The sequence below is a fragment of the Brevundimonas sp. G8 genome (genome assembly GCF_902506205.1).
Taxonomy (GTDB): Bacteria; Pseudomonadota; Alphaproteobacteria; order Caulobacterales; family Caulobacteraceae; genus Brevundimonas.
Genome location: NZ_LR732816.1, coordinates 3,050,156 through 3,074,535, shown reverse-complemented (window position 1 = coordinate 3,074,535; position 24,380 = coordinate 3,050,156). Strand labels below are relative to the sequence as shown.

The 24,380-nt window shown below is 65.8% G+C and carries 21 protein-coding genes; 6 read left to right on the top strand and 15 right to left on the bottom strand.

All coding sequences use genetic code 11. The annotated features are described in order from the left end of the window. Positions 1-3 precede the first annotated feature (3 nt). Entirely contained in the window at positions 4-1,326 is a 1,323-nt protein-coding gene (locus CHRYSEO8AT_RS14830; RefSeq protein ID WP_159851290.1) for a dicarboxylate/amino acid:cation symporter, read from the bottom strand. Between the two features lie 33 nt (positions 1,327-1,359). Then, positions 1,360-2,451, bottom strand: coding sequence for an amino acid ABC transporter substrate-binding protein (locus CHRYSEO8AT_RS14825; protein WP_236547564.1), 1,092 nt, complete (start codon positions 2,449-2,451; stop codon positions 1,360-1,362). An 80-nt stretch (positions 2,452-2,531) separates the two neighbouring features. On the opposite strand from CHRYSEO8AT_RS14825, the gene metC reads away from it, so the two are divergent. The 4 genes from metC to CHRYSEO8AT_RS14805 are packed head-to-tail and all read left to right on the top strand — an operon-like array spanning position 2,532 to position 8,597. After that, the gene (gene metC, locus CHRYSEO8AT_RS14820) at positions 2,532-3,710 is read left to right on the top strand and encodes a cystathionine beta-lyase (RefSeq protein ID WP_159851288.1); all 1,179 of its coding nucleotides are present in this window, start codon (positions 2,532-2,534) and stop codon (positions 3,708-3,710) included. 23 nt (positions 3,711-3,733) lie between these two features. Beyond that, positions 3,734-5,080 carry an O-antigen ligase gene (locus CHRYSEO8AT_RS14815; RefSeq protein ID WP_159851286.1) on the top strand — a complete coding sequence of 449 codons (1,347 nt, stop codon included), beginning with the start codon at positions 3,734-3,736 and terminating at the stop codon, positions 5,078-5,080. Next, a complete protein-coding gene (locus CHRYSEO8AT_RS14810; protein ID WP_159851284.1) occupies positions 5,055-7,136 on the top strand; it encodes a DNA topoisomerase IV subunit B in 2,082 nt (693 codons plus the stop codon). Before CHRYSEO8AT_RS14815 ends, CHRYSEO8AT_RS14810 begins: the two co-directional genes overlap by 26 nt. Positions 7,137-7,184: 48 nt before the next feature. Further along, complete coding sequence (locus CHRYSEO8AT_RS14805) at positions 7,185-8,597, top strand: FAD-binding oxidoreductase (protein ID WP_159851283.1); 1,413 nt, start codon at positions 7,185-7,187, stop codon at positions 8,595-8,597. A 33-nt stretch (positions 8,598-8,630) separates the two neighbouring features. Here the strand turns inward: CHRYSEO8AT_RS14805 and parC are convergent, their stop codons facing one another. After that, positions 8,631-10,832: a DNA topoisomerase IV subunit A gene (gene parC, locus CHRYSEO8AT_RS14800; protein ID WP_159851281.1), complete on the bottom strand. Its 2,202-nt coding sequence runs from the start codon at positions 10,830-10,832 to the stop codon at positions 8,631-8,633. A 141-nt stretch (positions 10,833-10,973) separates the two neighbouring features. On the opposite strand from parC, the gene CHRYSEO8AT_RS14795 reads away from it, so the two are divergent. Continuing rightward, the gene (locus tag CHRYSEO8AT_RS14795) at positions 10,974-12,104 is read left to right on the top strand and encodes a nitronate monooxygenase family protein (protein WP_236547563.1); all 1,131 of its coding nucleotides are present in this window, start codon (positions 10,974-10,976) and stop codon (positions 12,102-12,104) included. Further along, entirely contained in the window at positions 12,101-13,831 is a 1,731-nt protein-coding gene (locus CHRYSEO8AT_RS14790; protein ID WP_159851279.1) for a cytochrome c biogenesis protein DipZ, read from the top strand. The genes CHRYSEO8AT_RS14795 and CHRYSEO8AT_RS14790 overlap by 4 nt, the downstream gene beginning before the upstream one ends. Here the strand turns inward: CHRYSEO8AT_RS14790 and recO are convergent. The 12 genes from recO to CHRYSEO8AT_RS14730 are packed head-to-tail and all read right to left on the bottom strand — an operon-like array spanning position 13,828 to position 24,322. After that, positions 13,828-14,559, bottom strand: a complete 732-nt coding sequence (recO, locus tag CHRYSEO8AT_RS14785) for a DNA repair protein RecO (RefSeq protein ID WP_159851277.1) — start codon at positions 14,557-14,559, stop codon at positions 13,828-13,830. The two genes, CHRYSEO8AT_RS14790 and recO, sit on opposite strands and share 4 nt — an antisense overlap. After that, a complete protein-coding gene (locus tag CHRYSEO8AT_RS14780) occupies positions 14,559-15,077 on the bottom strand; it encodes a nuclear transport factor 2 family protein (protein ID WP_236547562.1) in 519 nt (172 codons plus the stop codon). The genes recO and CHRYSEO8AT_RS14780 overlap by 1 nt, the downstream gene beginning before the upstream one ends. A gap of 9 nt (positions 15,078-15,086) precedes the next feature. Next, complete coding sequence (locus CHRYSEO8AT_RS14775) at positions 15,087-15,704, bottom strand: flavodoxin family protein (protein ID WP_159851275.1); 618 nt, start codon at positions 15,702-15,704, stop codon at positions 15,087-15,089. Between the two features lie 55 nt (positions 15,705-15,759). Then, positions 15,760-17,007, bottom strand: coding sequence for a serine hydrolase (locus CHRYSEO8AT_RS14770; RefSeq protein WP_159851274.1), 1,248 nt, complete (start codon positions 17,005-17,007; stop codon positions 15,760-15,762). 6 nt (positions 17,008-17,013) lie between these two features. Beyond that, on the bottom strand, positions 17,014-17,961 hold the full coding sequence (gene era / locus CHRYSEO8AT_RS14765) for a GTPase Era (protein ID WP_159851272.1): 948 nt from the start codon (positions 17,959-17,961) through the stop codon (positions 17,014-17,016). After that, positions 17,958-18,668 carry a ribonuclease III gene (rnc, locus tag CHRYSEO8AT_RS14760; RefSeq protein WP_159851270.1) on the bottom strand — a complete coding sequence of 237 codons (711 nt, stop codon included), beginning with the start codon at positions 18,666-18,668 and terminating at the stop codon, positions 17,958-17,960. Before rnc ends, era begins: the two co-directional genes overlap by 4 nt. Next, on the bottom strand, positions 18,668-19,573 hold the full coding sequence (gene lepB, locus CHRYSEO8AT_RS14755; protein WP_159851269.1) for a signal peptidase I: 906 nt from the start codon (positions 19,571-19,573) through the stop codon (positions 18,668-18,670). The genes rnc and lepB overlap by 1 nt, the downstream gene beginning before the upstream one ends. 56 nt (positions 19,574-19,629) lie before the next feature. Next, positions 19,630-20,031 carry a holo-ACP synthase gene (gene acpS, locus CHRYSEO8AT_RS14750; RefSeq protein WP_159851267.1) on the bottom strand — a complete coding sequence of 134 codons (402 nt, stop codon included), beginning with the start codon at positions 20,029-20,031 and terminating at the stop codon, positions 19,630-19,632. Continuing rightward, on the bottom strand, positions 20,028-20,768 hold the full coding sequence (locus CHRYSEO8AT_RS14745) for a pyridoxine 5'-phosphate synthase (protein ID WP_159851265.1): 741 nt from the start codon (positions 20,766-20,768) through the stop codon (positions 20,028-20,030). Before CHRYSEO8AT_RS14745 ends, acpS begins: the two co-directional genes overlap by 4 nt. A 4-nt stretch (positions 20,769-20,772) precedes the next feature. Continuing rightward, positions 20,773-21,357: an orotate phosphoribosyltransferase gene (gene pyrE, locus CHRYSEO8AT_RS14740; protein WP_159851263.1), complete on the bottom strand. Its 585-nt coding sequence runs from the start codon at positions 21,355-21,357 to the stop codon at positions 20,773-20,775. A gap of 50 nt (positions 21,358-21,407) precedes the next feature. Beyond that, complete coding sequence (locus CHRYSEO8AT_RS14735) at positions 21,408-22,166, bottom strand: TIGR00730 family Rossman fold protein (protein ID WP_159851261.1); 759 nt, start codon at positions 22,164-22,166, stop codon at positions 21,408-21,410. Beyond that, a complete protein-coding gene (locus tag CHRYSEO8AT_RS14730) occupies positions 22,163-24,322 on the bottom strand; it encodes a bifunctional (p)ppGpp synthetase/guanosine-3',5'-bis(diphosphate) 3'-pyrophosphohydrolase (protein WP_201304549.1) in 2,160 nt (719 codons plus the stop codon). Before CHRYSEO8AT_RS14730 ends, CHRYSEO8AT_RS14735 begins: the two co-directional genes overlap by 4 nt. Positions 24,323-24,380 lie beyond the last annotated feature (58 nt).

The window sequence follows — 24,380 nt, the reverse complement described above, 5'->3', positions numbered from 1 at the left end:
ATCTCAGGCCGGCGGCGCGACAGGGACGACATCGTCGGCTTCGACGGGTTCGTCCTCTTCACCACGCGACACCACAGTCGCCAAGACGAGGTCGCCGGTGACGTTCAGCGTCGTGCGGCACATGTCCAGGAAGCGATCCACGCCCAGGATCAGGCCGATCCCTTCCGGCGGCACCTTCACCATCACCAAAATCATCGCCACGACCGGAAGCGAACCTGCCGGCACCCCCGCCGTGCCGATCCCGCCGAGCACGCACACCAGCATGACAATGACCTGCTGCGTGATGGTCAGATCGACGCCAAAGAACTGGGCCAGGAACAGCACAGTCACACCCTCGAACAGGGCCGTGCCGTTCTGGTTGGCTGTCGCGCCGACCGTCAACACGAAACGCGCGATCTTGCGCGGCAGCTTCAGCTCTTCTTCGGCCGCCTTCAACGACACCGGCAACGACGCATTGGACGAGGCGGTCGAGAAGGCCACAACCATCGGCTCGCGCACGCCCTTGAAGAAGGCGATGGGCGAACGGCCGCCCAGGATCCAGATCACCAGCGGATAGACCACGAACATATGGATCGCCATGGCCCCAACGGCGACGCCGACATAGGCCGCCAGCCGCACCAGCAGGTCCCATCCGAACAGGGCCGCCAGGTTGAACATCAGGCAGGCGATGGCGATGGGGGCCAGTTTGATGAAGAGGTTGATCAGCTTCATCGTGACTTCGAACATGCCCTCGATGACCTGCTGCAGCCGGTCAGTGGCGGGCGACTTGGCCATCACCAGGCCGATGCCGAAGAACAGGGCGAACACCATCACTGGCAGGATCTGGTTCTCGGCCGCCGCCGTGAAGACGTTCGACGGAATCAGGTCCAGGAAGAAGTCGCCCAACTGGATGGTTTCGGGCGCACCGCGCACGATGCCGGCAGCGCCGTCGCGGCCCTGCTCAAGCAGTTGTTGCGCGAGCACGGGGTCGACGCCACGTCCGGGTTGGAACACATTGACCATGACCAGGCCGATCACCACGGCGATGCTGGACACCAGGATCGTCAGCATCAGGGTCTTGATCCCCGCTCGCCCCAGCGAGCTGAGATCGCCCATCTCGGCCACCCCGACCACTAGGGCCGAAAACAGAAGGGGAATGACCATCATGAACAGCAGGCGCAGGAAGATCTGACCCAACGGCCCCGTGACGTTGTCCGTCAACCAGACGACCCAGCCCGTGTCGGCGCCCAGCGTCAGATTGACGATCAGGCCGCCCCCCAAACCCACGGCGAAACCGATCAGCATCAGCCAGTGCAGCGCAAGGCCGCCACGTTTCGTCTCGGTCATCTATCCCCCAGGAAGCGATACAAACGTCGGCGCTTATCGGATCGGCAGACCATAGATCAAGCCAGCCGGGCGCGCGTTCCATTGTGCGTTCAAACCACGCGCCAGGTCGAGCGCCGATTGCGACCCCAGATTCCGCTCGAAAATCTCGCCGTAATTGCCGACCGCCCCGACAGCGTCCCTGGCCCAGGTCTTGGACAGCCCCAGCATAGGTCCGAACTCGCCCTCGACACCCAGCAAACGCCGCACGCGCGGGTCGGTCGCGGTCTTTGATTGCGCCTCCACACTGGCCTTGCTCACCCCCAGCTCCTCAGCCAGCATCAGGGCGTTCAGGGTCCAGCGTACGGTCGAGGCCCAGCGTTCATCGCCTGCCTTGACGACCGGTCCCAGCGGCTCCTTGGACGCCACATCCGACAGGATCACATGTTCGTTGGGATTGGTCAAAACGGTCCGGGCGGCGGCGAGGGCGGAGATGTCGGCGCTGAAGGCGTCGCAGTCCTCACGGCCATAGGCGTCGCGCGCCGCCTCTTCGGTTTCAAAGACCACAGGCCGATATTCCACGCCGCGCGAGCGGAAATAGTCGGCGGCGTTGGCTTGCGAAGTCGAGCCGGACTGCACGCAAACCCGCGCCCCGTTCAGCTCCGTCGCGCTGTTCAGGTTCAGCGAGCGCCTCACCAGGAAACCCTGGCCGTCGTAATAGTTGATGCCGGCGAAGATGAAACCCTCGCCGGCGTCGCGGCTCATGGTCCAGGACGAGTTGCGCCAAAGCACGTCGATCCGTCCGTCGTTCAGCGCCACGAACCGATCCGACGCTGAAAGAGGCACAAACCGCACGGCGTTTGCATCCCCCAATACGGCCGCCGCCGTGGCGCGACAGAAATCGACGTCGAACCCGCGCCACTGACCGCGATTGTCGGTATAGGCGAACCCGACCAGTCCCTGATGCACGCCGCAGTTCAGGCGTCCGCGTCGCTTGATCGCCGCCAGTGTCGGGCTTTCGGGGACGGCGCTGGGTGTGGTCGTTGTCGGCGCGACAACTGTCGTCTCCGGCGTCGGATCGGCGTCCTGTCGCCCGCAAGCGGCCGTCAGCAGCACCGCCGCCATTGCTCCGATCATCCAGCACCGCATCGCGTTTCAATCCCTCGCCGCTTGCGCCCCGCTGGCTTTAGAGGCCTTTAGGCCCCGATCCGCAACCCATCGGAAACGCCATGTCGCCGCATTCGGACCGCACACGCCTGATCGCCGCCGCCACACGCCGGGGGCAAGGGCGGCGAGGTGTGAACCCGCCCATCGAACGCGCCTCGACCATGCTCAGCGACACCGCCGGCGTCATGCGCGACGAGACAGATGGCCCGACCTATGGTCTCAGCGGAACCAGCGCCGCCCGCGATCTCCGCCGCGCTCTGGCCGATCTGGAGGGCGCCAAGGACGCCTTTCTGGTTCCCTCCGGCCTGGCGGCCGTCACGGTTCCGCTGCTGGCGCTGCTGCGATCGGGCGACGAGGTGATTACCACGGACGCCGTCTATGGCCCGACGCGTCGTTTTCTCAGCCGCTATCAGACCGCGCGCGGCGTCACGACCCGCTTCCTTCCCGCCGGCGCCGACGCGTCCGCCATCGTGGCCGCCCTAGGCGACCGCACGCGACTGGTGCTGATGGAGTCGCCGTCGTCATTGACGTTCGAAATGGTCGATGTCGCCGCCGTGGTCCAAGCCTGCCGCACGCGAGGCGTCCTGACGGTGGTGGACAATACCTGGGCCGCCGGCCTGGCCTATCGCCCGCTGGCCCATGACGTGGATGTCAGCGTCCAGGCCGTCACCAAATACGTCGGCGGTCATTCGGACGTGCTGATGGGCAGCATCGCCTCGAATGACCCCATCTGTCTGCGCGCCATCGGCGACACCATCGAGGATCTCGGCTGGCACGTCTCGCCCGACGACGCCTGGCTGGCGCTTCGCGGCCTGCGCACCCTTCCGCTGCGCTATGCGGAACAGGCAAGGTCGGGCCTCATCGTCGCGGAATGGCTTCAAGCCAGGCCCGAGGTTTCTCGCGTCTCCTACCCACCCCTGCCCGGCTCGACCGGCCACGACCTGTGGCGGCGAGACTTCACCGGCGCGGCTTCCCTAATGGGCGTGGTCATGAAGGGCGGCGACCAGGCGGCGGGCGAGGCCTTCCTGAACGCTCTCACCCTGTTCGGTCTGGGCTATTCCTGGGGCGGGTTCGAGAGCCTGATCACCCACGAGACGCATCAGATGGCCTATCGCGACCACCCGCCCGTGCTGGAGGGCGAACTGATCCGCCTCCATGTCGGGCTTGAAGACCCCGCCGACCTGATCGCCGATCTGGAACGGGGCCTCGCCGCCTTCACCGCTGCACTCACGGTTCCTTAAGCGACGCAAGAGAGTGTGCGCCCGTGCGCGAACCGCCCGTTCAGACCCCGGATGATTCGCCGCCCCTGTGGGAACAGTGGGCGGCCGGTTTCGTCGTCTTCATGCTGACCGGCGCCCTGATCGCCCCCGTCATCGCGCCGACCCAGGTCGAGACGCCGATCCTGCGGTTCATCTGGTTGCCCGTCTACGCCGTTATCGCAGGCCTGATCGTCTTTCGCTTCGACAAGGTCATTCGGGCCTGGCCGGCCTGGTTGATGATGTTTGGCTTGGTCGCCCTGTGTTTCGTGTCGAAATATTGGTCCATCGATCCCGGCGTGACCGAGCGCCGCGTGATCGCGATGGCCATCAACAGCGCCTTCGCCATCTATCTGGGCACCCGATTCCGCGACGACGCTCTGCCTCGCGTTCTGATGTACACATGTCTGGTGATGGCCGTGGGCAGCCTGATCATGGTGTTCGGCTATCCCCAGGTGGGTGTGCACCAGTTCGACAACGCCGGCCTTTGGCGTGGTCTCTGGTACGAGAAGAACCAGATGGGGCTGGTCATGGTGATCGGCGCCGTTTCGGCCGCAGCGACCCTGGCCGCCGATCATATCGCCGGACGCAGCAACCGTTTCTGGGTGTGCCTGCTGACTCTGGGCCTGACCACGCTCTTGGTGCTCGCCACCCAATCCAAGACCTCCCTCCTTTGCTGGGGCCTGGGCCTGGGCATGGTGGGCGGCTGGTGGACGCTGAAACAGGGCGGCGCGGTGATCACGGTCGCCGGAATTTGGCTGGGCGTCGTGACGGCGGCGGCGGCGACCTGGCTGTGGAACTCGGATTCGGCGGCGATCCTGGAGGCCCTGGGCAAGGATCCGTCCCTGACAGGCCGCACCCTGATCTGGGAAGCCCTGATGCGAAAGGTCGCCGAACGTCCCTGGACCGGCTACGGCTTCAGCGCCTTCTGGGGCGTGGACTCCATTCCCGCTCGCGAAATCCGCATCGAGACCCAATGGCCCGTGCCGTCCGCGCACAACGGCTGGATTGACCTTCTGGTCCAGCTGGGCTGGCCCGGCGCGGTGGCTGTGGGCGCCGTCATGGCGATCTCGGCGATCCTGATCGTGGCGCGGCTGAACGGCCAGGGCGCGCGCGAAGGCTATTGGAGCATCGCCTATCTGACAGTGTTCACGGCGCTGAGCCTGTCGGAGAGCGTCCTGCTGACCCACGCCAACCTGCCGTGGATCCTAATGCTGGCGATCATGGCCCGCGCCGTGACCTTCGATCCGGCCCCTGTTCGCGCGCCGCTTGCTCGACCGGCCTCACGGGCCTACCAGACCCGGTCCCGAATCGCCTCAGACTATGTGAATGGCCGCCGACCTCTTCGCTTTTGACGACGAACCCGAAGCTCGCAAACCCGAGCCTCCCAAACGTGTTGCGGTGAAGCCGCCCGAGGCGCCGCCCGCGCCTACGCCATCCCCTGCCCCAAACGCAGCCGCCGCGCCGACGGCCGGCAGCGCCAACGCCTATTCCGCTTCCTCCATCGAGGTGCTGGAAGGGCTGGAGCCCGTCCGAAAACGCCCCGGCATGTATATCGGCGGCACGGACGAGCGGGCCCTGCACCACCTGTTCGCCGAAGTTCTGGACAACGCCATGGACGAGGCGGTGGCCAAACACGCCAAGCTGATCACCGTCGATCTGGACGCTGAGGGTTATCTGTCGGTCCGCGACGACGGGCGCGGCATCCCTGTCGATCCTCACCCCAAACACCCCGGCAAGTCGGCGCTGGAAGTGGTCATGACCGTCCTCCACTCTGGCGGCAAGTTCTCGGGCAAGGCCTATGAGACCTCGGGCGGTTTGCACGGCGTCGGCGTCTCGGTCGTCAATGCGCTCAGCGAAAGCGTCGAGGTCACCGTCTGGCGCGACGGCTTCGAGTGGAAACAGGCCTTCAGCCGCGGCGCCGTCTTGGCTCCTATCCAGCAGATCGGCCCGTCCAAGAAGCGCGGCACCCTGATCCGCTTCAAGCCGGACGACGAAATCTTCGGCATGGGCGCGGCCTTCAAGCCCGCGCGCCTGTTCCGCATGGCCCGCTCCAAGGCTTATCTGTTCCGCGGCGTGGAAATCCGGTGGACCTGCGCGCCGGAGCGCATCACCGACGCCACGCCGACCCAGGCCAGCCTGCACTTCCCCGGCGGCCTGGCCGACGCTCTGGTGGACCGGATCGGCGAACTGGACACCGTCACCCCCACTTTCGCCGGCCGCGCCGAGCGCCAGGGCGAAGCAGGCGCTTTCGAATGGGCCGTCACCTGGTCGCCGATCGGCTTCGGCGAATCCGACGGTTTCATCCAGTCTTACTGCAACACGGTCTCGACGCCCGACGGCGGCACGCATGAAGCCGGCTTCCGCGCTGCCCTGGTCAAGGGTCTGAAATCCTACGGCGAACTGACCAACGAAAAGCGCGCCGCCATCATCACGGCCGAGGACGTCATCGCCAACGCCGGCGCCCTGATCAGCGTCTTCATCCGCAATCCCGAGTTCCAAGGCCAGACCAAGGACCGCCTGTCCTCGCCCGAGGGCACGCGCATCGTGGAGCAGTTGCTGCGCGACCCGCTGGACCACTGGCTGACCGAAAGCCCCAAACAGGCCAACGCCCTGCTCGGCTTCGTCGTCGACCGCGCCGAGGACCGCCTGCGTCGCCGTAAGGACAAGGAGGTCCAGCGCGCCGCCGCCACCCGCAAGCTGCGCCTGCCGGGTAAGCTGTCCGACTGCAGCCGCCAGTCGGCCCAGGGCACTGAACTGTTCATCGTCGAAGGCGATTCGGCAGGCGGCTCGGCCAAACAAGCGCGCGACCGCACGACCCAGGCCATCCTGCCCCTGCGCGGCAAGATCCTGAACGTCGCCTCGGCCACGGCGGACAAGCTGCGCCAGAACGTCGAACTGTCCGACCTTGCCCTCGCCATGGGCGTCCAGCCGGGCAATCGCTTCAACATCGACGACCTGCGCTACGAGCGGATCGTCATCATGACCGACGCCGACGTGGACGGCGCCCACATCGCGGCCCTGCTGATCACCTTCTTCTACCGCGTCATGCCCGAGACCATCCGCCAGGGCCGGGTCTTCATGGCCCTGCCGCCGCTTTATCGCATCAGTGCAGGCCCCTTGAGCGAATACGCCCGCGACGACGCCCACCGCGACGAACTGCTGGCCACCGTCTTCAAGGGCAAGAAGACCGAGATCGGCCGGTTCAAGGGCCTGGGCGAAATGATGGCCTCCCAGCTCAAGGAGACCACCATGGATCCCAGGAAGCGGACCTTGGCGCGCATCACCGTCCCCGACGCCGAGACCGACATCGAGGATCTGGTCGAACGCCTTATGGGCAAGCGCGCCGAGGCCCGCTTCCAGTTCATTCAGGAAAATGCGCAGTTCGTGAAAGAAGAACTCGACGTCTGAGGCCGTCGCGGCCCTTCCACCGAACGACGACGCCTGACAAAAGGGGGCATGCAGACGCCCGCCCCCTCCTCCGCCGTGCTCGACGAACTGAAGGCCGCGCTGGGTCCGGGCGGCTGGACCCAGGATCCCGAGGTCATCGCTCCGTCGCTCACGGAATGGCGCAATCGCTGGACGGGCAACACGCCGATCCTGCTGACCCCGCGTTCGGTCGAGGAAATGGCGAAGGCCGTTACCATCTGCGCCCGCGAAGGCGTAGCCATCACGCCTCATGGCGGCGGCACGGGCTTGGTCGGCGGCCAGATCCCCTTCGGCGAAGTCCTGCTGTCCACCCGCAAGATGCGCGCCGTCCGCGACGTGACCCCGCTGGACGACGCCATGACGGTCGAGGCTGGCTTGACCCTGTTGGAAGCCCAGCAAGCGGCGACAGCGGCGAGCCGCTATTTTCCGCTCAGTCTGGCGGCCGAGGGTTCGGCCACGATCGGCGGCGTCATCTCGACCAACGCGGGCGGCACCCAGGTGCTGCGCTACGGCATGATGCGCGACCTGGTGCTGGGCTTGGAGGCCGTCATGCCCAGCGGCGAGATCTTCCGGGGCCTGAAACGCCTGCGCAAGGACAATACCGGCTACGACCTGAAACAACTGCTGATCGGCGCCGAGGGCACATTGGGCGTCGTCACCGCCGCCACCCTGAAACTCTTCCCCATCATGCGTTCGCGCGCCGTCGCGGTTGTCGGCCTGGAGACGGCCGCCGCCTCTGTCGAACTGTTGGCCCGAGCCAAGGCCGAGACGGGCGGCGGGGTTGAAGCCTTCGAACTGATGAAGCGGCTGGGCATGGCGCTGGTCCTCAAGAACATCCCCGACACCCGCGAACCGCTGGACTCGACCCCCGACTGGTATGTCCTGATCGAGATCGCCTCCGGCACGCCCGGCGGCGCCGAGGCCCAGATGGAGGCCCTGCTGGAAGTCGCCTTCGAGCAAGGCCTGATCACCGACGCCGCCATCGCCCAGAACGACGCCCAGCGCGCCGCCTTCTGGCGTCTGCGCGAGGAACATTCGGCGGCCCTGAAGCCCGAGGGCGGCGGCTGGAAACACGACGTCTCCGTCCCCATCAGCCGCATCGCGGAGTTCATCGACGAAGCCTCGGCCGCCGTCGAACGCTTCCACCCCGGCGCCCGCATCTCGGTCTTCGGCCACGTCGGCGACGGCAATCTGCACTACGACATCCTGCCGGGCGTCGGTCAGGATATCCCCTCCTTCATCGGCCGCTGGAAGGAAGGCTCACAAGTCGTTCACGACGTTGTCGGAACCTACGACGGCTCCATCTCGGCCGAACACGGTCTGGGCCGGCTCAAGACTGAAGAGGTCAAGCGCTACAAGTCACCTATCGAGATCGAAACCATGGCCGCGATCCGCCGCGCCATCGACCCCAAGCGGATCATGAATCCGTCGGTGCTGTTCTAGACCGACGGATCGCGACCAAGAGACGACTCAACTTTACCTGAACTTCCTCAACCCCCGCGGTCCCTGACGGCCGGCGCCAGCGCGCTTGCCTAGCCAGTCCTTCCAGTCGGGCCAGTTGCGACGGCGCCCCCCGCCGTCGGTCCATTCCGGCCCCTGGTCGGCATTGAACACCGCCACGTCGGCTAGGCCGCCCTGTTTGTAGTTTTGCAGCCTTACGCCCTTGCCACGCCCCATTTCGGGCAGTTCGGATAGTGGGAAGATCAAGGCCTTGATGTTCTCGCCGACGGTCGCAACGTGATCCCCGGTGACGCGCAATACGGCCAGCAGATCGCCGTTCAGCACCTGTTTGCCGCCGCGCTTCTGGGCCAGGGTCTCGTCTTCCGGCGCGATGAAGCCGTAACCGGCCTTCGACGCGATCAGCAGCTTGCCGCCGGGCTGGTGCGCCAGGACGTTGATGATCTCGGCCTTTTCATCCAGATCGATCATCAGGCGCAGCGGCTCGCCGTGCCCGCGACCCGACGCCAGCTTGTCGGCCCCGATGGTGAAGATGCGCCCGTCCGACGCCGCCACAAGCAGCTTGTCGGTCGTATAGGCCGGCACGAGGTAGGCCAGTTGGTCGCCTTCCTTGAACTTCAGCTCCGACGGATCCTCGACCTTGCCCTTGGCGGCGCGAATCCAGCCGCGTTCCGACAGGATTACGGTTATCGCCTCACGCGGGATGAAGGCCTCGGGTGCGACGAAGGCCGAGCTGTCGACGGCCTCCGCGATGGTGGTCCGGCGCGGCGAGATCAGCGCCTTGCGCACCACGTCCAGCTCCTTGGACACGGCCTTCCACTGCTTGCCTTCCGACGACGTCAGCGCTTGCAGATGCGCAAGTTCTTCCGACAGCGCATTGAATTCCTTCTCGATCGCCATCTCCTCGATCCGCGCCAGCTGACGCAAACGGGTGTCGAGAATATAGTCGGACTGGGCTTCCGTCAGACCGAAGCGGGCGATCAGCACCGCCTTAGGCTGCTCCTCCTCGCGAACGATCCGGATCACCTCGTCCAGGTTGAGGAAGACGATGCGCAAGCCTTCCAGCAGGTGCAGCCTCTTCTCGACCCGCTCGATCCGCCATTGCGAACGCCGGTTCAGCACCACGCGGCGGTGATCCAGGAAGGCGCGCAGGCAGTCCTTCAGCCCCATGACGCGCGGCGTGCCGCTGGCGTCCAGCACGTTCATGTTGATAGGGAAGCGGACCTCCAGATCTGACAGTTTGAACAGGCTTTCCATCAGCATTTCAGGCTCGATGGTGCGGTTCTTGGGCTCCAGGATCAGGCGGATATCCTCGGCCGACTCGTCGCGCACGTCGCCCAGAAGCGGCGCCTTCTTGTGCTCGATCAGGTCCGCCAACGCCTCGATCAGGCGCGATTTCTGCACCTGATAAGGCATCTCTGTGACGATGATCCGCCACACGCCGCGCCCCAGATCCTCGGTCTCCCAACGCGCCCGCAGACGCACCCCGCCCCTACCCGTCTCATAGGCGTCCAGGATCGAAGCATGGCCTTCGACCGCCACGCCGCCGGTCGGGAAGTCCGGTCCCGGCACCAGTTGCACCAGTTCGGCGGTCGTCGTCTCGGGCCGGTCCAGCAGCATCTGGCAGGCGTCGATCAGCTCACCGACATTGTGCGGCGGGATCGAGGTCGCCATGCCGACGGCGATGCCGGAGGAGCCGTTGGCCAGCAGATTTGGGAAGCCGGCCGGCAAGACGATCGGCTCTTCGTCCTGATCGTCATAGGTGGCGCGGAAATCGACTGAATCCTGATCGATCCCGTCCAGCAGCAGCACGGCGGCGGGCGTCAGCTTGCACTCGGTGTAGCGCATCGCGGCGGCGCTATCGCCGTCGATATTGCCGAAGTTTCCCTGGCCGTCGACCAGCGGATAACGCTGAGCGAAATCCTGGGCCAGACGCACCAGGGCCTCATAGATCGAGGCGTCGCCGTGCGGGTGATATCCGCCCATGACCTCGCCGACGACCTTGGCGCATTTGCGCGCCGCCGCCTGCGGGTTCAGCCGCATCTGGTGCATGGCGTACAGGATGCGCCGGTGCACGGGCTTGAACCCGTCGCGCACGTCCGGCAGCGCGCGGTTGGTGATGGTCGACAGGGCGTAGGCCAGATAGCGGCGGCTGAGCGCCGTCTCCATCGGCTCGTCGATGATACGGCCGCCTTCCGGCGGCGGGGCATGGATCGTCATGGGCCAGCGAATCGGGGATGGGAAGCCGGAAGTCTAGCCCGAAGCGGCGTCTAAGTCGGGGATAGTTGGCGCGGCGAACGCATGAACGCTCTTTTGGATCGTGTCGTCGGCGCATAAGTGGACGTCAGCAAGGAGCGCACCGTGAACACTGGCCTGACGCAAGCCTTCCGCCTTCGACATCCGATCATTCAGGCGCCGATGGCGGGCACATCGACGCCTGCCCTCGCCGCAGCCGTGTCCAACGCCGGCGCGCTCGGCTCCATCGCGATCGGCGCCGTGGACGCCGAAGAAGCGCTGCGTCAGATTCGGACGACCCGCGCCCTGACCAATCGGCCGTTCAACGTCAACGTCTTCTGCCATGCCACCCCGGCGCCCGACCCCGACGGCGACCAGAGCTGGATCGACAGTTTGCGGCCCTTGTTCGACCGGTTCGACGCCGGACCGCCTGAGCAGCTGCGCGACATCTACGCCAGCTTCCTGACGGACGAGGCGAAGCTTCAGGTGCTGTTGGAAGAACGGCCTGCCGCCGTCAGCTTTCATTTCGGCCTGCCGACGCCGCGTCAGATCGCTGCGTTGAAGACAGCCGGAATCGTCCTGCTGGCCACCGCAACCTCGCCCGCCGAAGGTCAGGCCGTCCAGGCGGCGGGGATCGACATGGTAGTCGCCCAGGGCTGGGAGGCCGGCGGACATCGGGGCGTGTTCGATCCCGCCGACGACCTGCGGCTCGCAACCTTGCCTTTGACGCGCATGCTAGCCCGGCAGTTGACCATTCCTGTCATCGCCGCCGGCGGCATCATGGACGGGCAAGGCGTGGCGGCGGCCATGATGCTTGGGGCGGCTGGCGCGCAATTGGGCACCGCCTTCGTGCCCTGCCCTGAATCGGTGGCCGACGAGGCCTATCGCCAGGCCATGGCTGGGCCGAATGCCCACCGGACGCAGGTCTCCGCTGTTTTGTCGGGGCGACCGGCGCGTGGCTTGGAGAACGATTTCATGCGGTCTGCCGACCCCGACCGAATCGCCGCCTATCCCCGCGCTTACGACATCGGCAAGGCACTGAACGCCGCCGCGAAGGCGGCAGGCGACGACGGCTATGCCGCACATTGGGCCGGACAGGGCGCTCCGCTGTCCCGTATCATGCCTGCGGATCAACTCGTGCGGACCCTGGCTGATGAAATCGACCGCGCCGCGAATATTTTCCGCAGCGATGAAACCAACCGCGCCGTCGGTTCGAACGTAGGGAAGAACCACCCTTCTCGTCAGGCTGCGCCATGATCCTGTTCCTGCTCTCCTATCTCGCCGGCGTCCTGACCATCGTCAGCCCGTGCATTTTGCCGGTTTTGCCCTTCGTCTTCGCTCGCGCCGATCGACCGTTCATGCGCAACGGCCTGCCGCTGCTCGTCGGCATGGCGGTGACGTTTGCGGGGGTTGCGACCCTGGCGGCGCTTGGCGGGGGCTGGGCGGTGCGGGCCAATGAGGTCGGGCGGTGGATCGCCCTGGCGGTCATGGCGGTGCTGGGACTCAGCCTGTTATTGCCCGCCCTGGGCGACCGGCTGATGCGGCCCTTCGTCGCCGCCGGGTCTTGGCTGACGGACCGTGCGGAACGTCACAGTGGGGATCAGGGCGAGGTGCGGTCTTCGCTGTTGCTGGGTGTGGCTACGGGCTTGCTGTGGGCGCCGTGCGCGGGGCCGATCCTGGGCGTAATTCTGACGGGCGCCGCACTTCAGGGCGCGGGCGTCGGCACGACAGTGCTGCTGCTGGCCTATGCGGCGGGCGCGGCGACCTCATTGGGCCTGGCCCTGCTGGTCGGAGGTCGGGTGTTCAAGGCCATGAAGGGCGCGCTGGGCGTCGGCGAATGGGTGCGGCGCGGCTTGGGCGTGCTGGTCCTGATCGGCGTGGTCATTATTGGCCTAGGCGCCGATACCGGTTTGTTGACCCGGATTTCCGCCGCCAGCACGGGCCGGATCGAACAGGCGCTGCTGGGCGGCATCGGTCGAGGCATGCCGACGAACGCAGCGCCGACCGATCTGGCCAACCTGCCGGTCGAGGGCGTCATGCCACCGCTGACCGGCGCGACGACCTGGATCAACAGCCCCCCCCTGACGACGGAGCAGTTGAAGGGCAAGGTCGTGGTGGTCGATTTCTGGACCTACTCCTGCATCAACTGCATCCGCTCCATCCCCTACGTCCGCGCCTGGGCCGAAAAGTACAAGAATCAGGGCCTGGTGGTGATCGGCGTCCACACGCCCGAGTTCGCCTTCGAGAAATCCGAGGCCAACGTCCGTCAGAACATTCAGCGGCTGGGCATCACCTATCCCGTCGCCATGGACAACGAGTTCGGCATCTGGCGTGCGTTCAAGAACCAGTACTGGCCCGCCCACTACTTCATCGACGCCAAGGGACAGATTCGTCATCACCACTTCGGCGAAGGCGACTATGCGGGCTCCGAACGGGTGATCCAGCAACTGCTCAAGGAAGCCGGGGCCGCCAACGTCGCCAGCAATTTCGTCAGCATCCAGGCCCAGGGTGCAGAGGCCGCCGCCGACATGGCCCAGGTCGAATCGCCGGAAACCTATGTCGGCTATGCGCGCGCCGAGAACTTCCGTTCGCCCGGCGGCCTGGCCAATGATGTCATCAAGGATTACGTCGCCGCGCCGCTGCAATTGAACGGCTGGAACCTGTCCGGCCGCTGGAGGGTCACCCGCGAGCACGCCGACCTTCAGGCTGCCGGCGGGCGTGTCGCCTTCCGCTTCAAGGCTCGTGACCTACATCTGGTCATGGGGCCGAGCAAGCCGGGCTCTCCGGTCCGTTTCCGCGTGCGTATCGATGGCGTGGCGCCGGGTGCGAACGCCGGCAGCGACATCGACGCCCAGGGCCTGGGCCGCGTCGAGGGCGAACGGCTTTATCAGTTGGTCCGCCAGACGGGCGCGGTGCGAGAACGGACGTTCGAGATCGAGTTCCTGGATCCCGGCGTTCAGGTCTTCGCCTTCACCTTCGGCTAGAGGCGTCCGGCGTCGGCCAGCTTGTCCAGCATCCAGACGCGCGCGGGCGGCAGGGGCTTGTTCTGCGGGTGGAACACGAACTGTTCGAGGAAATGCCCGGTCAGGTCGAACCCGGCCTTCACGTCGCCCTCGATCAGTCCCGCCTGGGCGCCCAGCATGAAGGGCGGGAGGGTCAGCATCTTGTCGGCATAGGGCGCGCCGGCGTCGCGGCTGACCGCCCGGCCGGTGCGCGGACTGACGTAGATCAGGTCGTCGGCCGTGCCCGTCGCTGCGCATTTCGACAGATCGAGGCCAAAGCCCAGGTCTTCCAGCAGCCCCGCCTCGAACCGCACGAAGATCGCCGGCCAGACATCCGGCAAGGCGAAGGCCGCCATCAACGCCTCGAACGCCAGAAAGACGCCGGGATGCGGTTCGCGCTCAGGCAAGGCCCCTTGCGCCACGCCGGCCGCCGCCGCCAGCCCGGTCAGCGCCAAGGCGTCGTCGAACAGGGCGCTGGGGCCCTCGCCCATCGGCTCCAGTCGCGCAGCGCCCAGATGGTCCGAGGTCCGCGCTCGATAGTCCGCCACGACCCGCGCCCCAACCTGCAGAAACGGCTTCATCTTGCGCGACGCTCCGCCCGCCACATAGGCGGACCGCCGACCATGGGTTTCAGTCAACAGGTCCACGACCGACCCCGTGTCCCCATGGCTGCGCGCAGACAGCACGAACGCCTCTTCGTGGAAGTCCATCAGGGGGCTTCGGCGGGATCGCGAATGAGGTCGACGACTGCGCGCGCGTCGTCATTCGGAATCGCGAAGCTCAGGACATATTGCTCGATCTTCCAAATCTCTCCGCCCCCTTGTCGACGGAGAAGCCCGGAACCCCGCAACTCGCCATAAGCGTCATTGTCCAACTTTTCATCGAACCAGGCGAAGTCTCCTGAAACTATCACGGTCCGATCGCGCGGACGATAGGTCCAACCCTGGCCCTTGGCGAACAACGGTTCGGCATAAGCCTTGAACTGTTCGATGTCCCAATGCTCCGAAGCATCGGTGCCAATGAAGCGCGCCCCAGTGGAGAACTGGTCGAAATAGGTCGCACCATCCGCCCGGGACGCCGCCTGATGCATGCGATCCAGGGTTGTAGCGGCCTCGCTTCCACCCTGCTGAGCTCGGATGCCGATAGAGTCATCGCGCGGCGGCACCATGGCCGCGAGGGGCGGCGCGGACGACTGAAGAACGAGAGCGGCGAGCAGGACAGCGATCATGTCGCTGTTCTAGTCCTGTTCCCCGCTTTCTGGAACAGGATAGGTATCTGGCTTCAACACCCTGGCCAAAGCCAGCAGGTTACGCGCCGCATTGCGCCCCACTCGATCAGAATAGTCGTGCCCCTGGTCGGTCTCGACATAGTCGGGCCCTGCGCCTGGGCCGAGGTGCCAGTAGGTCCAGCTTTGGGCCGGGATTGTGAAGCCCATGTCGATCAGGGCCTGAGATACGGTGGCGACGATGTGGTGGGCCCCGTCCTCGTTCCCCGTGATGACGATACCCGCAACCTTGCCGAAGGCCACAGGACGACCACCGTCGTCAGTTTCCTCAAAGAGAGCGTCCATCCGCTCCAGCGCCCGCATGCAAACACTGGACATCTGGCCGACCCAGGTGGGCGTGGCGAAGACCACGATGTTTGCAGCCATGATCTTGGCATGAACCGAAGGCCAGTCGTCGCCTTCGCCCTCGTCGGTCTTCACACCGGGTTTGAGGTTCAGATCGACCAGCCGCACCAGCTCGGTCTCGGCTCCGCCCTTCGCCAGTTCGTCGATAACCACCTGGGCCAGGGCTTCGGTGCTGGATGTCTCAGGCGACGGTTTCAGCGTGCAGTTGAGAATCAAGGCTTTCATCGGCGGTCCTTCCTGTCGGCATTCTGCTAACCGACATTCACCTCCGATGTTCCCCTCAGCGCGCCAGCGTGGTCGGAAACTCGCGGCCCAGGGCCTCGGCCATCGCCTGCTGGCTGATCAGGAAGACTTGGTCGCGCAGGTGATAGTTGTTGGACAGGACGATCACCGTCACGTCGGCGTCGGGCTGATAGAGCATCAGGTTGCGGAACCCGCCCCAGCTACCGGTGTGATAGATCTGGCGGTCCTGGAAACTGGGCTGCACCTGATCGCCCAGGCGATTGGCGAAGATGCCGAAACCCCAGTCCCGACGCGGATGGCTGCGTTCGTTCGGTTTCATGTCCGCTGGCGCATGGTCGGCCAGCATCTGCTGGTAACTGCCCGGCGTCAGCAGCGCGCCGCGATGCAGCGCTCTTTGCCAGACCAGCAGGTCGTCCAGCGTCGAATAGACCGCGCCCGCCCCCGCAACGATGGAGGTATTGGCGTTCGGCTGGGCCGCCAGGCCGCCGGGAAAGTTGGCGTAGCCCATGATGACGCCGTGCTCACCGCCGTCCAGATCCAGTCCGCTGTCCTTCATGCCCAGAGGCTTGAAGAAGGTCTCGCGCATATAGGTCTGATAGGGCTTGCCGCTGGCCTTTTCGACGATGGCGGCGGCCAGGTTGAAGGCGGCGTTGTCGTATCGGACCTCGGTTCCCGGTTCGAACTGAAGACCAAACCGCTTCGAATCCTCTGTCAGTTCATCCAGCGTCGCCGGGGTCGTGCGTCGCATGCCCCAACCGGGCCGCGCCATCAGGTCGGGAATGCCCGAGGTGTGCGACAGCAAATGGCTGATCCGCACCGACGCCCAGGCCGGCGGGCAGGGCTGAATCCATTTGCAGACGGGATCGGAGACGTTCAACTTGCCTTCGTCCTGAAGCTTCAGGATCGCCGTCGCCGTGAACTGTTTGGAGATCGAGGCCAGGCGGAAACGCGAATTGAGCGCCAGAGGCTGGTCTCGCTCATAGTTCGCCTTGCCATAGACCTGGCGGAACAGCACCCGGTCGCCCTTGGCCACCAGAACCGCCCCCATGAACCGACCAGCTGCCCCCTCGCGATCCAGGCGCGCCGCCAGTTGCGGCAGGTCATGAACCACGACCAAGGGCGGACGCGGCGGCGCATCGGCCCGCTCCGTCACCAAGGCTGCATCGGTCTTGGGTGGAACAGCCGTGGCGATGCCGCCCCAGACCGCGCCGCCGAGGATCAGCGCCCCAAGGACGCCCAGAACGAGCCGGGGATGGCCCCCGGCGGTACGCGGTACTTCAAACACAGGAACTCAGACGTCAAAATCCAGACCGAACTGGGCGTAGAGCGCCCGCGAATCCTGCCACTTCGGATCGACCTTGACGGTCAGGAACAGGTGGACCTGGCGGCCGAGCAACTCGTTCAGCTCCTCGCGCGACTTCTGGCCGATCCATTTCAGCGTCTGGCCGCCCTTGCCCAGGACGATGGGCCGCTGGCTCTCGCGCTCGACATAGATGGTCTGTTCAATCCGAGCCGAGCCGTCGGCGCGCTCCTCGAAACTGGTCGTCTCGACCGCCGCTGAATAGGGCAGTTCTTCGTGGACGCGCAGATAGACCTTCTCGCGCGTGATCTCCGCCGCCAGAACCCGCACAGGCACATCGGCCGCCTGATCCTCGGGATAGAGCCACGGCCCCTTGGGCATGGACAGGGCCAGACGCTGTTTCAGGTCCTTGACGCCGTCGCCGTTGGCGGCCGAGATCATATAGACCTCGGAATAGACGCCGCTCTCGAACATCTTCTGCGACAGAGCCAGCAGGGTGTCGCGGCGCATGCCGTCGATCTTGTTCAGCGCCAGCACCACCTTGGTGCCGGTGGATTGCAGGTTGGCTATGATGGTCTCGGTGTCCTCGGCCGAGCGGCGATCCGCCGCCGTGCCTTCACGGCCTTCCGAGTTGATGTGCGACTGGGCGTCGATCAGGTGGACGACGATATCTGCATCCTGCGCCCCGCCCCAGGCCGAGGCGACCATGGCCCGGTCCAGGCGACGGCGCGGGGTGAAGATGCCGGGCGTATCCACCAGCACGATCTGGGCGTCGCCTTCCATGGCAATGCCCCGCACGGGAAAGCGCGTGGTCTGCACCTTCTGCGTGACGATGGAGACCTTGGACCCTGTCAGCCGGTTCACCAGCGTGGACTTGCCGGCGTTCGGCGCGCCGATTATGGCGGCGAAGCCCGCGCGCTGGTTTTCGAAATCGGTCAAATGACGCCTTCACGTTTGAGGAGAGCCGTTGCGGCCGCCTTCTCCGCCTCCTGACGCGAACGCCCTTGCGCGGTCAAGGGCTGCACGTCCTGGACGGAAACTTCGACGGTGAACGTGGGCGCATGATCCGAACCCGTCCGATCCGACACGCGATAGGTGGGCAGCGGCCTGCCCTTGCCTTGCGCCCATTCCTGCAACGCCGACTTGGGGTTGGTCACGGTGCGCGACGGCGGCGCCGACAGTTCGTCGGCCCAGGCGACTTCGAAGAAGCGCCGCGCCGCATCCAGGCCGCCGTCCAGATAGACGGCCGCCAGGATCGCTTCGACCGCATCGGCGATGACGCCTGCCTTGCGGCGCCCGCCCGTCTTGGTCTCGCCGGGCGACAGACGCATGGCCGGACCGACGCCCAAAGCCTCGCCGACACGGGCGCAGGCGGTCTTATCGACCAGAGCATGCAGGCTTGAGGACAGCTGACCCTCATCCGCCGTCGGGAACTCGGTCGACAGCCGTTCGGCGACCAGCAGTCCCAGCACCCGGTCGCCCAGGAACTCCAGCCGCTCGTTGTCGCGCGGGCCGTGGATCCCGACCGGCGCCCCCTCGCCCACGCTGGCGTGGGTCAGGGCGCGCTCCAGCAGGGGCTTGTCCTTGAACGTGTGTCCCAGGCGCGTTTCCAGCGCCGTGACGGCTTCGGCTCGCGTATTCGTCATTACTTCAAGACGTTGAAGAACCGGTCGAGCCGCACGTTGAACCAGCTGACGGGGTTCCACAGCGACGAACCAGGCTTCCAGGAGAACAGGATGATCTGCGCCTTTCCGACCAGGTTCTCGGCCGGAACCATGCCCACGCCGCTGGACTGTTCGACGCGGCTGTCGATCGAGTTGTCGCGGTTGTCGCCCATCATGAAGTAATGGCCAGCCGGGACTTCATAGACCGGGGTGTCGTCCAGATCGTTTCCGGGACCGAAGTCTTGGGTCATGAAGCTCTTGCCTTCCGGCAGGGTCTCACGGACCTCGGTCACGGGGCGCGGGCCGAAGATGTCGTTGATCTCCTGCTCGCTGACGACGACGTCCTGAACCGGCTTGTCGTTGATATACAGCTTGTTGGCGATCATCTGGATGCGGTCGCCAGGCAGGCCGATCACGCGCTTGATGAAGTCCGTCTTGTTGTCACGCGGCAGTTTGAACACGACGATGTCGCCGCGCTTGGGCGCCGAGCCCATGATCCGGCCGTCGAACAGCGGCGGGCTGAACGGGATCGAGTGTTTCGAGAAGCCATACGACCACTTCGACACGACGATATAGTCGCCTTCGTAGAGGTTGGGCTCCATCGAGGCCGATGGGATGGTGAAGGGCTGGAACAGGAAGATCCGCAGCACCATCGCGATCAGCAGGGCGAAGACGATGGTCTTAAAGATTTCACCGGTTTCGCTGGCGGCAGACGGCGTCTTGTCGCGACCGCCCGGCTTTTGCGCATAGACCTTCTGGGTTGACGTGGTCGCGTTCGAACTCGGCGACCTAACCGCCTCGACCGGCGCGTCGGCCTCCGACGCCGCGAAGACTTCCTCGGGCGTGGCGTCACGCTTGGCGTCGTGGGGCTTTTGGTCTTCGCTCATGCGATCAGGCATCCCTTGCCGCGTGTTCGCGGTCGTCGCGCACGCCTATAACCTCATTACGACTGCGGCAAGGCTTCGATCACCACGAAGGCGAGTGCATAGGGGTGTTCGTCGCTCAGGGTCAGGTGGATTTTCGCCTCGTGCCCCGCCGGCGTCAGGCGCGCCAGATGCTTGGCGGCATGCCCAGTCAGCGCCAGGGTCGGCTGACCGGAGCGCAGGTTCACCACCCCCATGTCCCGCCAATAGACATCGGCCCGCATTCCCGTGCCCAGCGCCTTGGCGCAGGCCTCCTTTGCCGCGAACCGCTTGGCGTAGCTCCAGGCCGGATCAGGCTTGCGATCCGAGCGGGAGCGTTCCAGTTCGGTGAAGCAGCGGGTTTTGAAGCGATCTCCAAACCGATCCAACGACGCCTGGATGCGCCGAATGTCCGACAGGTCCGCGCCCACGCCGACGATCATTTCGCCGAATCCATCGCGGCCCGCATGCGACGGATCGCGCCGTCCAGGCCGATGAAGATCGAATCGCCGATCAGGAAATGGCCGATGTTCAACTCACGAACCTCGGGGATCGCCAGCATGCGCGGCGCCGTGGCGTAATCCAGCCCGTGCCCGGCGTGGACCTCCAGGCCCAGGATGTCGGCCTGGGCGGCGGCGGCGGCTAAACGTTCGAACTCGACCTCACGCTCGCCGGGATCGGTCAGATGGCAATAGCGGCCGGTGTGGAACTCCACCACCTGAGCGCCCACGGCGGCGGCGGCCTCGACCTGATCTTCGGACGGTTCGATGAACAGCGAGACCCGTATGCCGGCGTCCGTCAGCGTCTTGACCACAGGCGCGATCCGCGCCTCGTGACCGGCGACCGCCAGACCGCCCTCGGTCGTCACCTCCTCGCGCCGCTCGGGCACCAGGCAGGCGGCATGGGGTCGATGACGCATGGCGATGGCCAGCATTTCCTCGGTCACCGCCATCTCGAAATTCAACGGCTTGCCCGCTCGCGCACACAGAGCACTCAGCACGTCGATGTCCGCGTCGGTGATGTGGCGGCGATCTTCGCGCAGGTGGGCGGTGATGCCGTCCGCGCCCGCCGCGAGGGCCGCCTCGGCCGCGCGGGCCGGATCGGGGTGCGTCCCACCGCGCGCATTCCGCACGGTCGCGACGTGGTCGATGTTGACGCCCAGCCTGACCCGTTCGCGCATGGCTCTACTTCGACAATCTGCGGCTGCCGGGATCTTCCACCGGAAGCGCGGCCAGTTCCGGCGGCAAGGCGTCGGCCGCATAGGCCGGCACCTCAAGTGAGGCCAGGGCGATCAGCGGCACGCCCACGTCCACCTTGCCGCCCGAGCGATCGACGATGCAGGCGGCGGCGATCACCTCGCCCCCGGCCGCCTGGATGGCGGCGATGCACTCACGCGACGACAGACCTGTCGTGACGATGTCCTCGACCATGACGACCTTCTCACCAGGCTCGACCGAGAAGCCGCGACGCAGCTTGAACTGACCGCCCTCGCGTTCGACGTACATCGAACGGACCTTCAGGTTTTTGGCCGTCTCATAGCCGGGGATGATGCCCCCCACGGCAGGCGATATGGCGACATCGACCGGGCCGACCGTGGCGACGATCTTGTCGGCCAAGGCTTTGCACAGCCGCTCGCAGCGCGCGCCGTCCATGAAGACCAGGTTCTTCTGCAGGAAGACCGGGCTGTGCAGGCCCGACGACAGGACGAAATGGCCTTCGCGCAGGGCGCCAGCGTCGCGAAACTCGTTGAGGACGTCTTGGGTGTTCATGAAGGGGTTCTAGACCCGGATCGCGCGCGGATGAACCCTCCGGCGACGCTTCATTCGATGTTTTCGTTCGGCCGCAGCCCGCGCGCCAGCAGTTCAGCCCAAACACCCTCGGCGTCCTCGGCGAAACCGATCAGGTCCAGGTCCGAGCGCGCGATCATCCCATGTTCGACCAAGGCGTCGAAACCGATGACCGAGGTCCAGTAGGCCTTGTCCACCAGAACGACCGGCACAGGCGGCGCTTTCTTCGTCTGGCGCAGGGTCAGCATCTCGAACATCTCATCGAAGGTGCCGAACCCGCCAGGGAAGACCACCAGCGCATTGGCCCGCATCGCCAGATGCATCTTCCGCATCGCGAAATAGTGGAACAGAAAGGTCAACTCCGGCGTCGAATAGGCGTTCGGCTCCTGCTCGTGCGGCAGGACGATGTTGAACCCGACGGAGGGTGCGCCGGCATCCACCGCACCGCGATTGGCCGCCTCCATGATGCCCGGCCCGCCGCCGGTGGCGATGACGTTGTCGCGCGGCTCGCCCACCGAACCCCGAAACGCCCCGCCCCGCTCGGACGCCAGCCGACCGAAGGCGCGCGCCTCTTCGTACCAGCGATGGCCCTCGCGGATGCGCGCGCTGCCGAAAACGACGATGGTGGAGCGCACGCCCCAAGCCCTCAGCGCCTCCTCGGGCTTGGCGTATTCCATCAGGAACCGCACCCCACGCATGGAATCGCCCAGCAGGAAGTCCTGATCCATGGCCGCCATGCGATAGGACGCCGACGCCATCTGGGCCGCGTTCGGCTTGGTCGGATCGCTCATTCGCCCCGCGCGCGCTCGACGGAATCGACCGACGGATTGGCCCGCAGCGCCGCCATGATCATGGTCGCGTGTTTAGCGTCCTCGACCTCGACGTCCACGTCGACGTCAAAAAAGTCCTGCTGACGGTGCGCCATCGACAGGTTGATGATATTGCCGCCGGCCTCGCCGATCAGGGTTGTGACCTGGCCCAGCACGCCCGGCGCATTGCGGATCGTCGCGCGAATACGGGCGGCGGCGACGGCGTCCGTCTCAGCCTGGGGCGTCCATTGCAGGTCGTGCCAGACCGAATCATCGTCCGCGAAGGCAGCCAGGGTCTGGCAGTCGATGGTGTGTACGGTCAGGCCGGATTCCGGCTCCAGAATGCCCACGATCCGGTCACCCGGCACCGGCGTGCAGCATTGACCGAAATGCACGGTCACACCGGGCGTCAGCCCGCCGCCGCGCACGAACAGCCGCGCCTTGTCGCCCTCGATCCGCTGCTTCTCAGGCCCGGCCTTCAGCCGCCCTTTCAGTGCGGGGAACAGGATTTCGGCAGCGGTCGTGGGCGACAGCCGACCCCGGCCCAGCCCCTCGAACAGATCCTCGTCGTTAGCGACCGCCAGCATCTCCAGCACCGGCTTCAACGACACGTCTGTCAGGGTCTTTTCCACCCGCCCCAGCGTCTGATCCAGCGCCACGCGGCCAAGCTTGATGAACTCTTCCCGCTCCGACGTGCGGATGTGACGGCGGATGGCCGAGCGCGCGCGGCCCGTCACCGTCAGGCTGCGCCAGTCGGCCGGCACTTCGCGCTTGGAGCCGCGAATGATCTCGATCACGTCGCCGTTCTGAAGCGGCGTCCGCATCGGTTTCAGCTCGCCATTGACCTTGACCCCGACGGCCGTGTCCCCGACCTCGGTGTGGACGGCATAGGCAAAGTCCAGCGGCATCCCACCGCGCGGCAGGGTCACCAGTTGACCCTTGGGCGTGAAGACGAACACCTGATCCAGATACATTTCGAGCTTGGCATGCTCGACCCAGTCCTCGCCGCCCTCGCCGTGCTCGATCACCTGAACGAGGTGGCGCAGGTTCTGCAGCGGATCGCGCCCACCGCCCTGCTCCATCGCCTCACGGTCGAAGCCGTAGGACTGGTTCTTGTAGCGCCAGTGCGCCGCCACGCCGTCCTCCGCGATCCGGTCCATGTCCTCGGTACGGATCTGCATCTCGATGCGCAGACCGCGCGGCCCGACGACGGTCGTGTGCAGCGAGCGATAGTTGTTCGACTTGGGCGTCGAGATTAAGTCCTTGAACCGCTCGGGCACCATCGGCCATTCGCGGTGGATCACCCCCAGCGCGCGATAACAGTCGTCTTCCGCCTCGACTATGACGCGGAAGCCGTAGATGTCAGACAGGGACGAGAACCCGACCGACTTGCGCTGCAGCTTGCGCCAGATCGAATAGGGCGTCTTCTGCCGGCCATAGACGTTGGCCTTCAGGCCCGCCTCGGACAGCACCCGCTCGACCTCGTCCGCCACGCCCTCAATGGCGCGGCCATGCTCTAGCTTCAGCGCCTCCAGCCGCCGCTCGATGGCGGTCTTGGCGGTCGGATTCAGGTGGGTGAAGGCCAGCTCTTCCAGCTCGGAGGCGATGGAATGGATGCCGATCGACCGGCCCAGCGGCGCATAGACCTCCAGCGTTTCTCGGCTGATCCGCTCGCGCTTTTCCGGTTTCACATATTGAAGCGTGCGCATGTTGTGCAGGCGGTCGGCCAGCTTGACCAGCAACACCCGCACGTCCCGGCTGATGGCCAGGATGAACTTGCGCAGGTTTTCGGCCTGGCGCGTATGCTCGGCCTGAAGTTCCAGCCTGCTCAGCTTGGTCACGCCCTCGACCAGGACAGCAACCTCCTCGCCGAACATGCCGGCGATATCATCGCGCGTCGCCGAGGTGTCCTCGACCACATCGTGCAGCAGGGCGGTGACGATGGTGGCGCTGTCGAGCTTGTAGTCGGTCAGGATTCCCGCGACCTGGATCGGGTGCGCGAAATAGGGATCGCCTGAGGCCCGCATCTGCGAGCCGTGCATCTTCATCGCATAGACGTAAGCGCGGTTCAGAAGCGCTTCGTCTGCGGTCGGGTCATAGGCCTTTACGGCCTCGATCAGCTCGAACTGGCGCAAGATCGGCGCGCGCTTGACCGGCGCCGCAGGATCTGCGGCGGCCGATTTCGGGTCGTTTTTG

Coding starts and splice junctions, on each gene's coding strand:
- CHRYSEO8AT_RS14745 (WP_159851265.1), bottom strand. CDS start 20,768: ATGCGCGAACGGGTCAGGCTGGGCGTCAACATCGACCACGTCGCGACC.
- CHRYSEO8AT_RS14775 (WP_159851275.1), bottom strand. CDS start 15,704: ATGAAAGCCTTGATTCTCAACTGCACGCTGAAACCGTCGCCTGAGACA.
- CHRYSEO8AT_RS14780 (WP_236547562.1), bottom strand. CDS start 15,077: ATGATCGCTGTCCTGCTCGCCGCTCTCGTTCTTCAGTCGTCCGCGCCG.
- recO (WP_159851277.1), bottom strand. CDS start 14,559: ATGGACTTCCACGAAGAGGCGTTCGTGCTGTCTGCGCGCAGCCATGGG.
- CHRYSEO8AT_RS14805 (WP_159851283.1), top strand. CDS start 7,185: ATGCAGACGCCCGCCCCCTCCTCCGCCGTGCTCGACGAACTGAAGGCC.
- CHRYSEO8AT_RS14810 (WP_159851284.1), top strand. CDS start 5,055: ATGGCCGCCGACCTCTTCGCTTTTGACGACGAACCCGAAGCTCGCAAA.
- CHRYSEO8AT_RS14735 (WP_159851261.1), bottom strand. CDS start 22,166: ATGAGCGATCCGACCAAGCCGAACGCGGCCCAGATGGCGTCGGCGTCC.
- metC (WP_159851288.1), top strand. CDS start 2,532: ATGTCGCCGCATTCGGACCGCACACGCCTGATCGCCGCCGCCACACGC.
- pyrE (WP_159851263.1), bottom strand. CDS start 21,357: ATGAACACCCAAGACGTCCTCAACGAGTTTCGCGACGCTGGCGCCCTG.
- parC (WP_159851281.1), bottom strand. CDS start 10,832: ATGACGATCCATGCCCCGCCGCCGGAAGGCGGCCGTATCATCGACGAG.
- acpS (WP_159851267.1), bottom strand. CDS start 20,031: ATGATCGTCGGCGTGGGCGCGGACCTGTCGGACATTCGGCGCATCCAG.
- CHRYSEO8AT_RS14825 (WP_236547564.1), bottom strand. CDS start 2,451: ATGCGGTGCTGGATGATCGGAGCAATGGCGGCGGTGCTGCTGACGGCC.
- lepB (WP_159851269.1), bottom strand. CDS start 19,573: ATGAGCGAAGACCAAAAGCCCCACGACGCCAAGCGTGACGCCACGCCC.
- CHRYSEO8AT_RS14790 (WP_159851279.1), top strand. CDS start 12,101: ATGATCCTGTTCCTGCTCTCCTATCTCGCCGGCGTCCTGACCATCGTC.
- CHRYSEO8AT_RS14830 (WP_159851290.1), bottom strand. CDS start 1,326: ATGACCGAGACGAAACGTGGCGGCCTTGCGCTGCACTGGCTGATGCTG.
- rnc (WP_159851270.1), bottom strand. CDS start 18,668: ATGACGAATACGCGAGCCGAAGCCGTCACGGCGCTGGAAACGCGCCTG.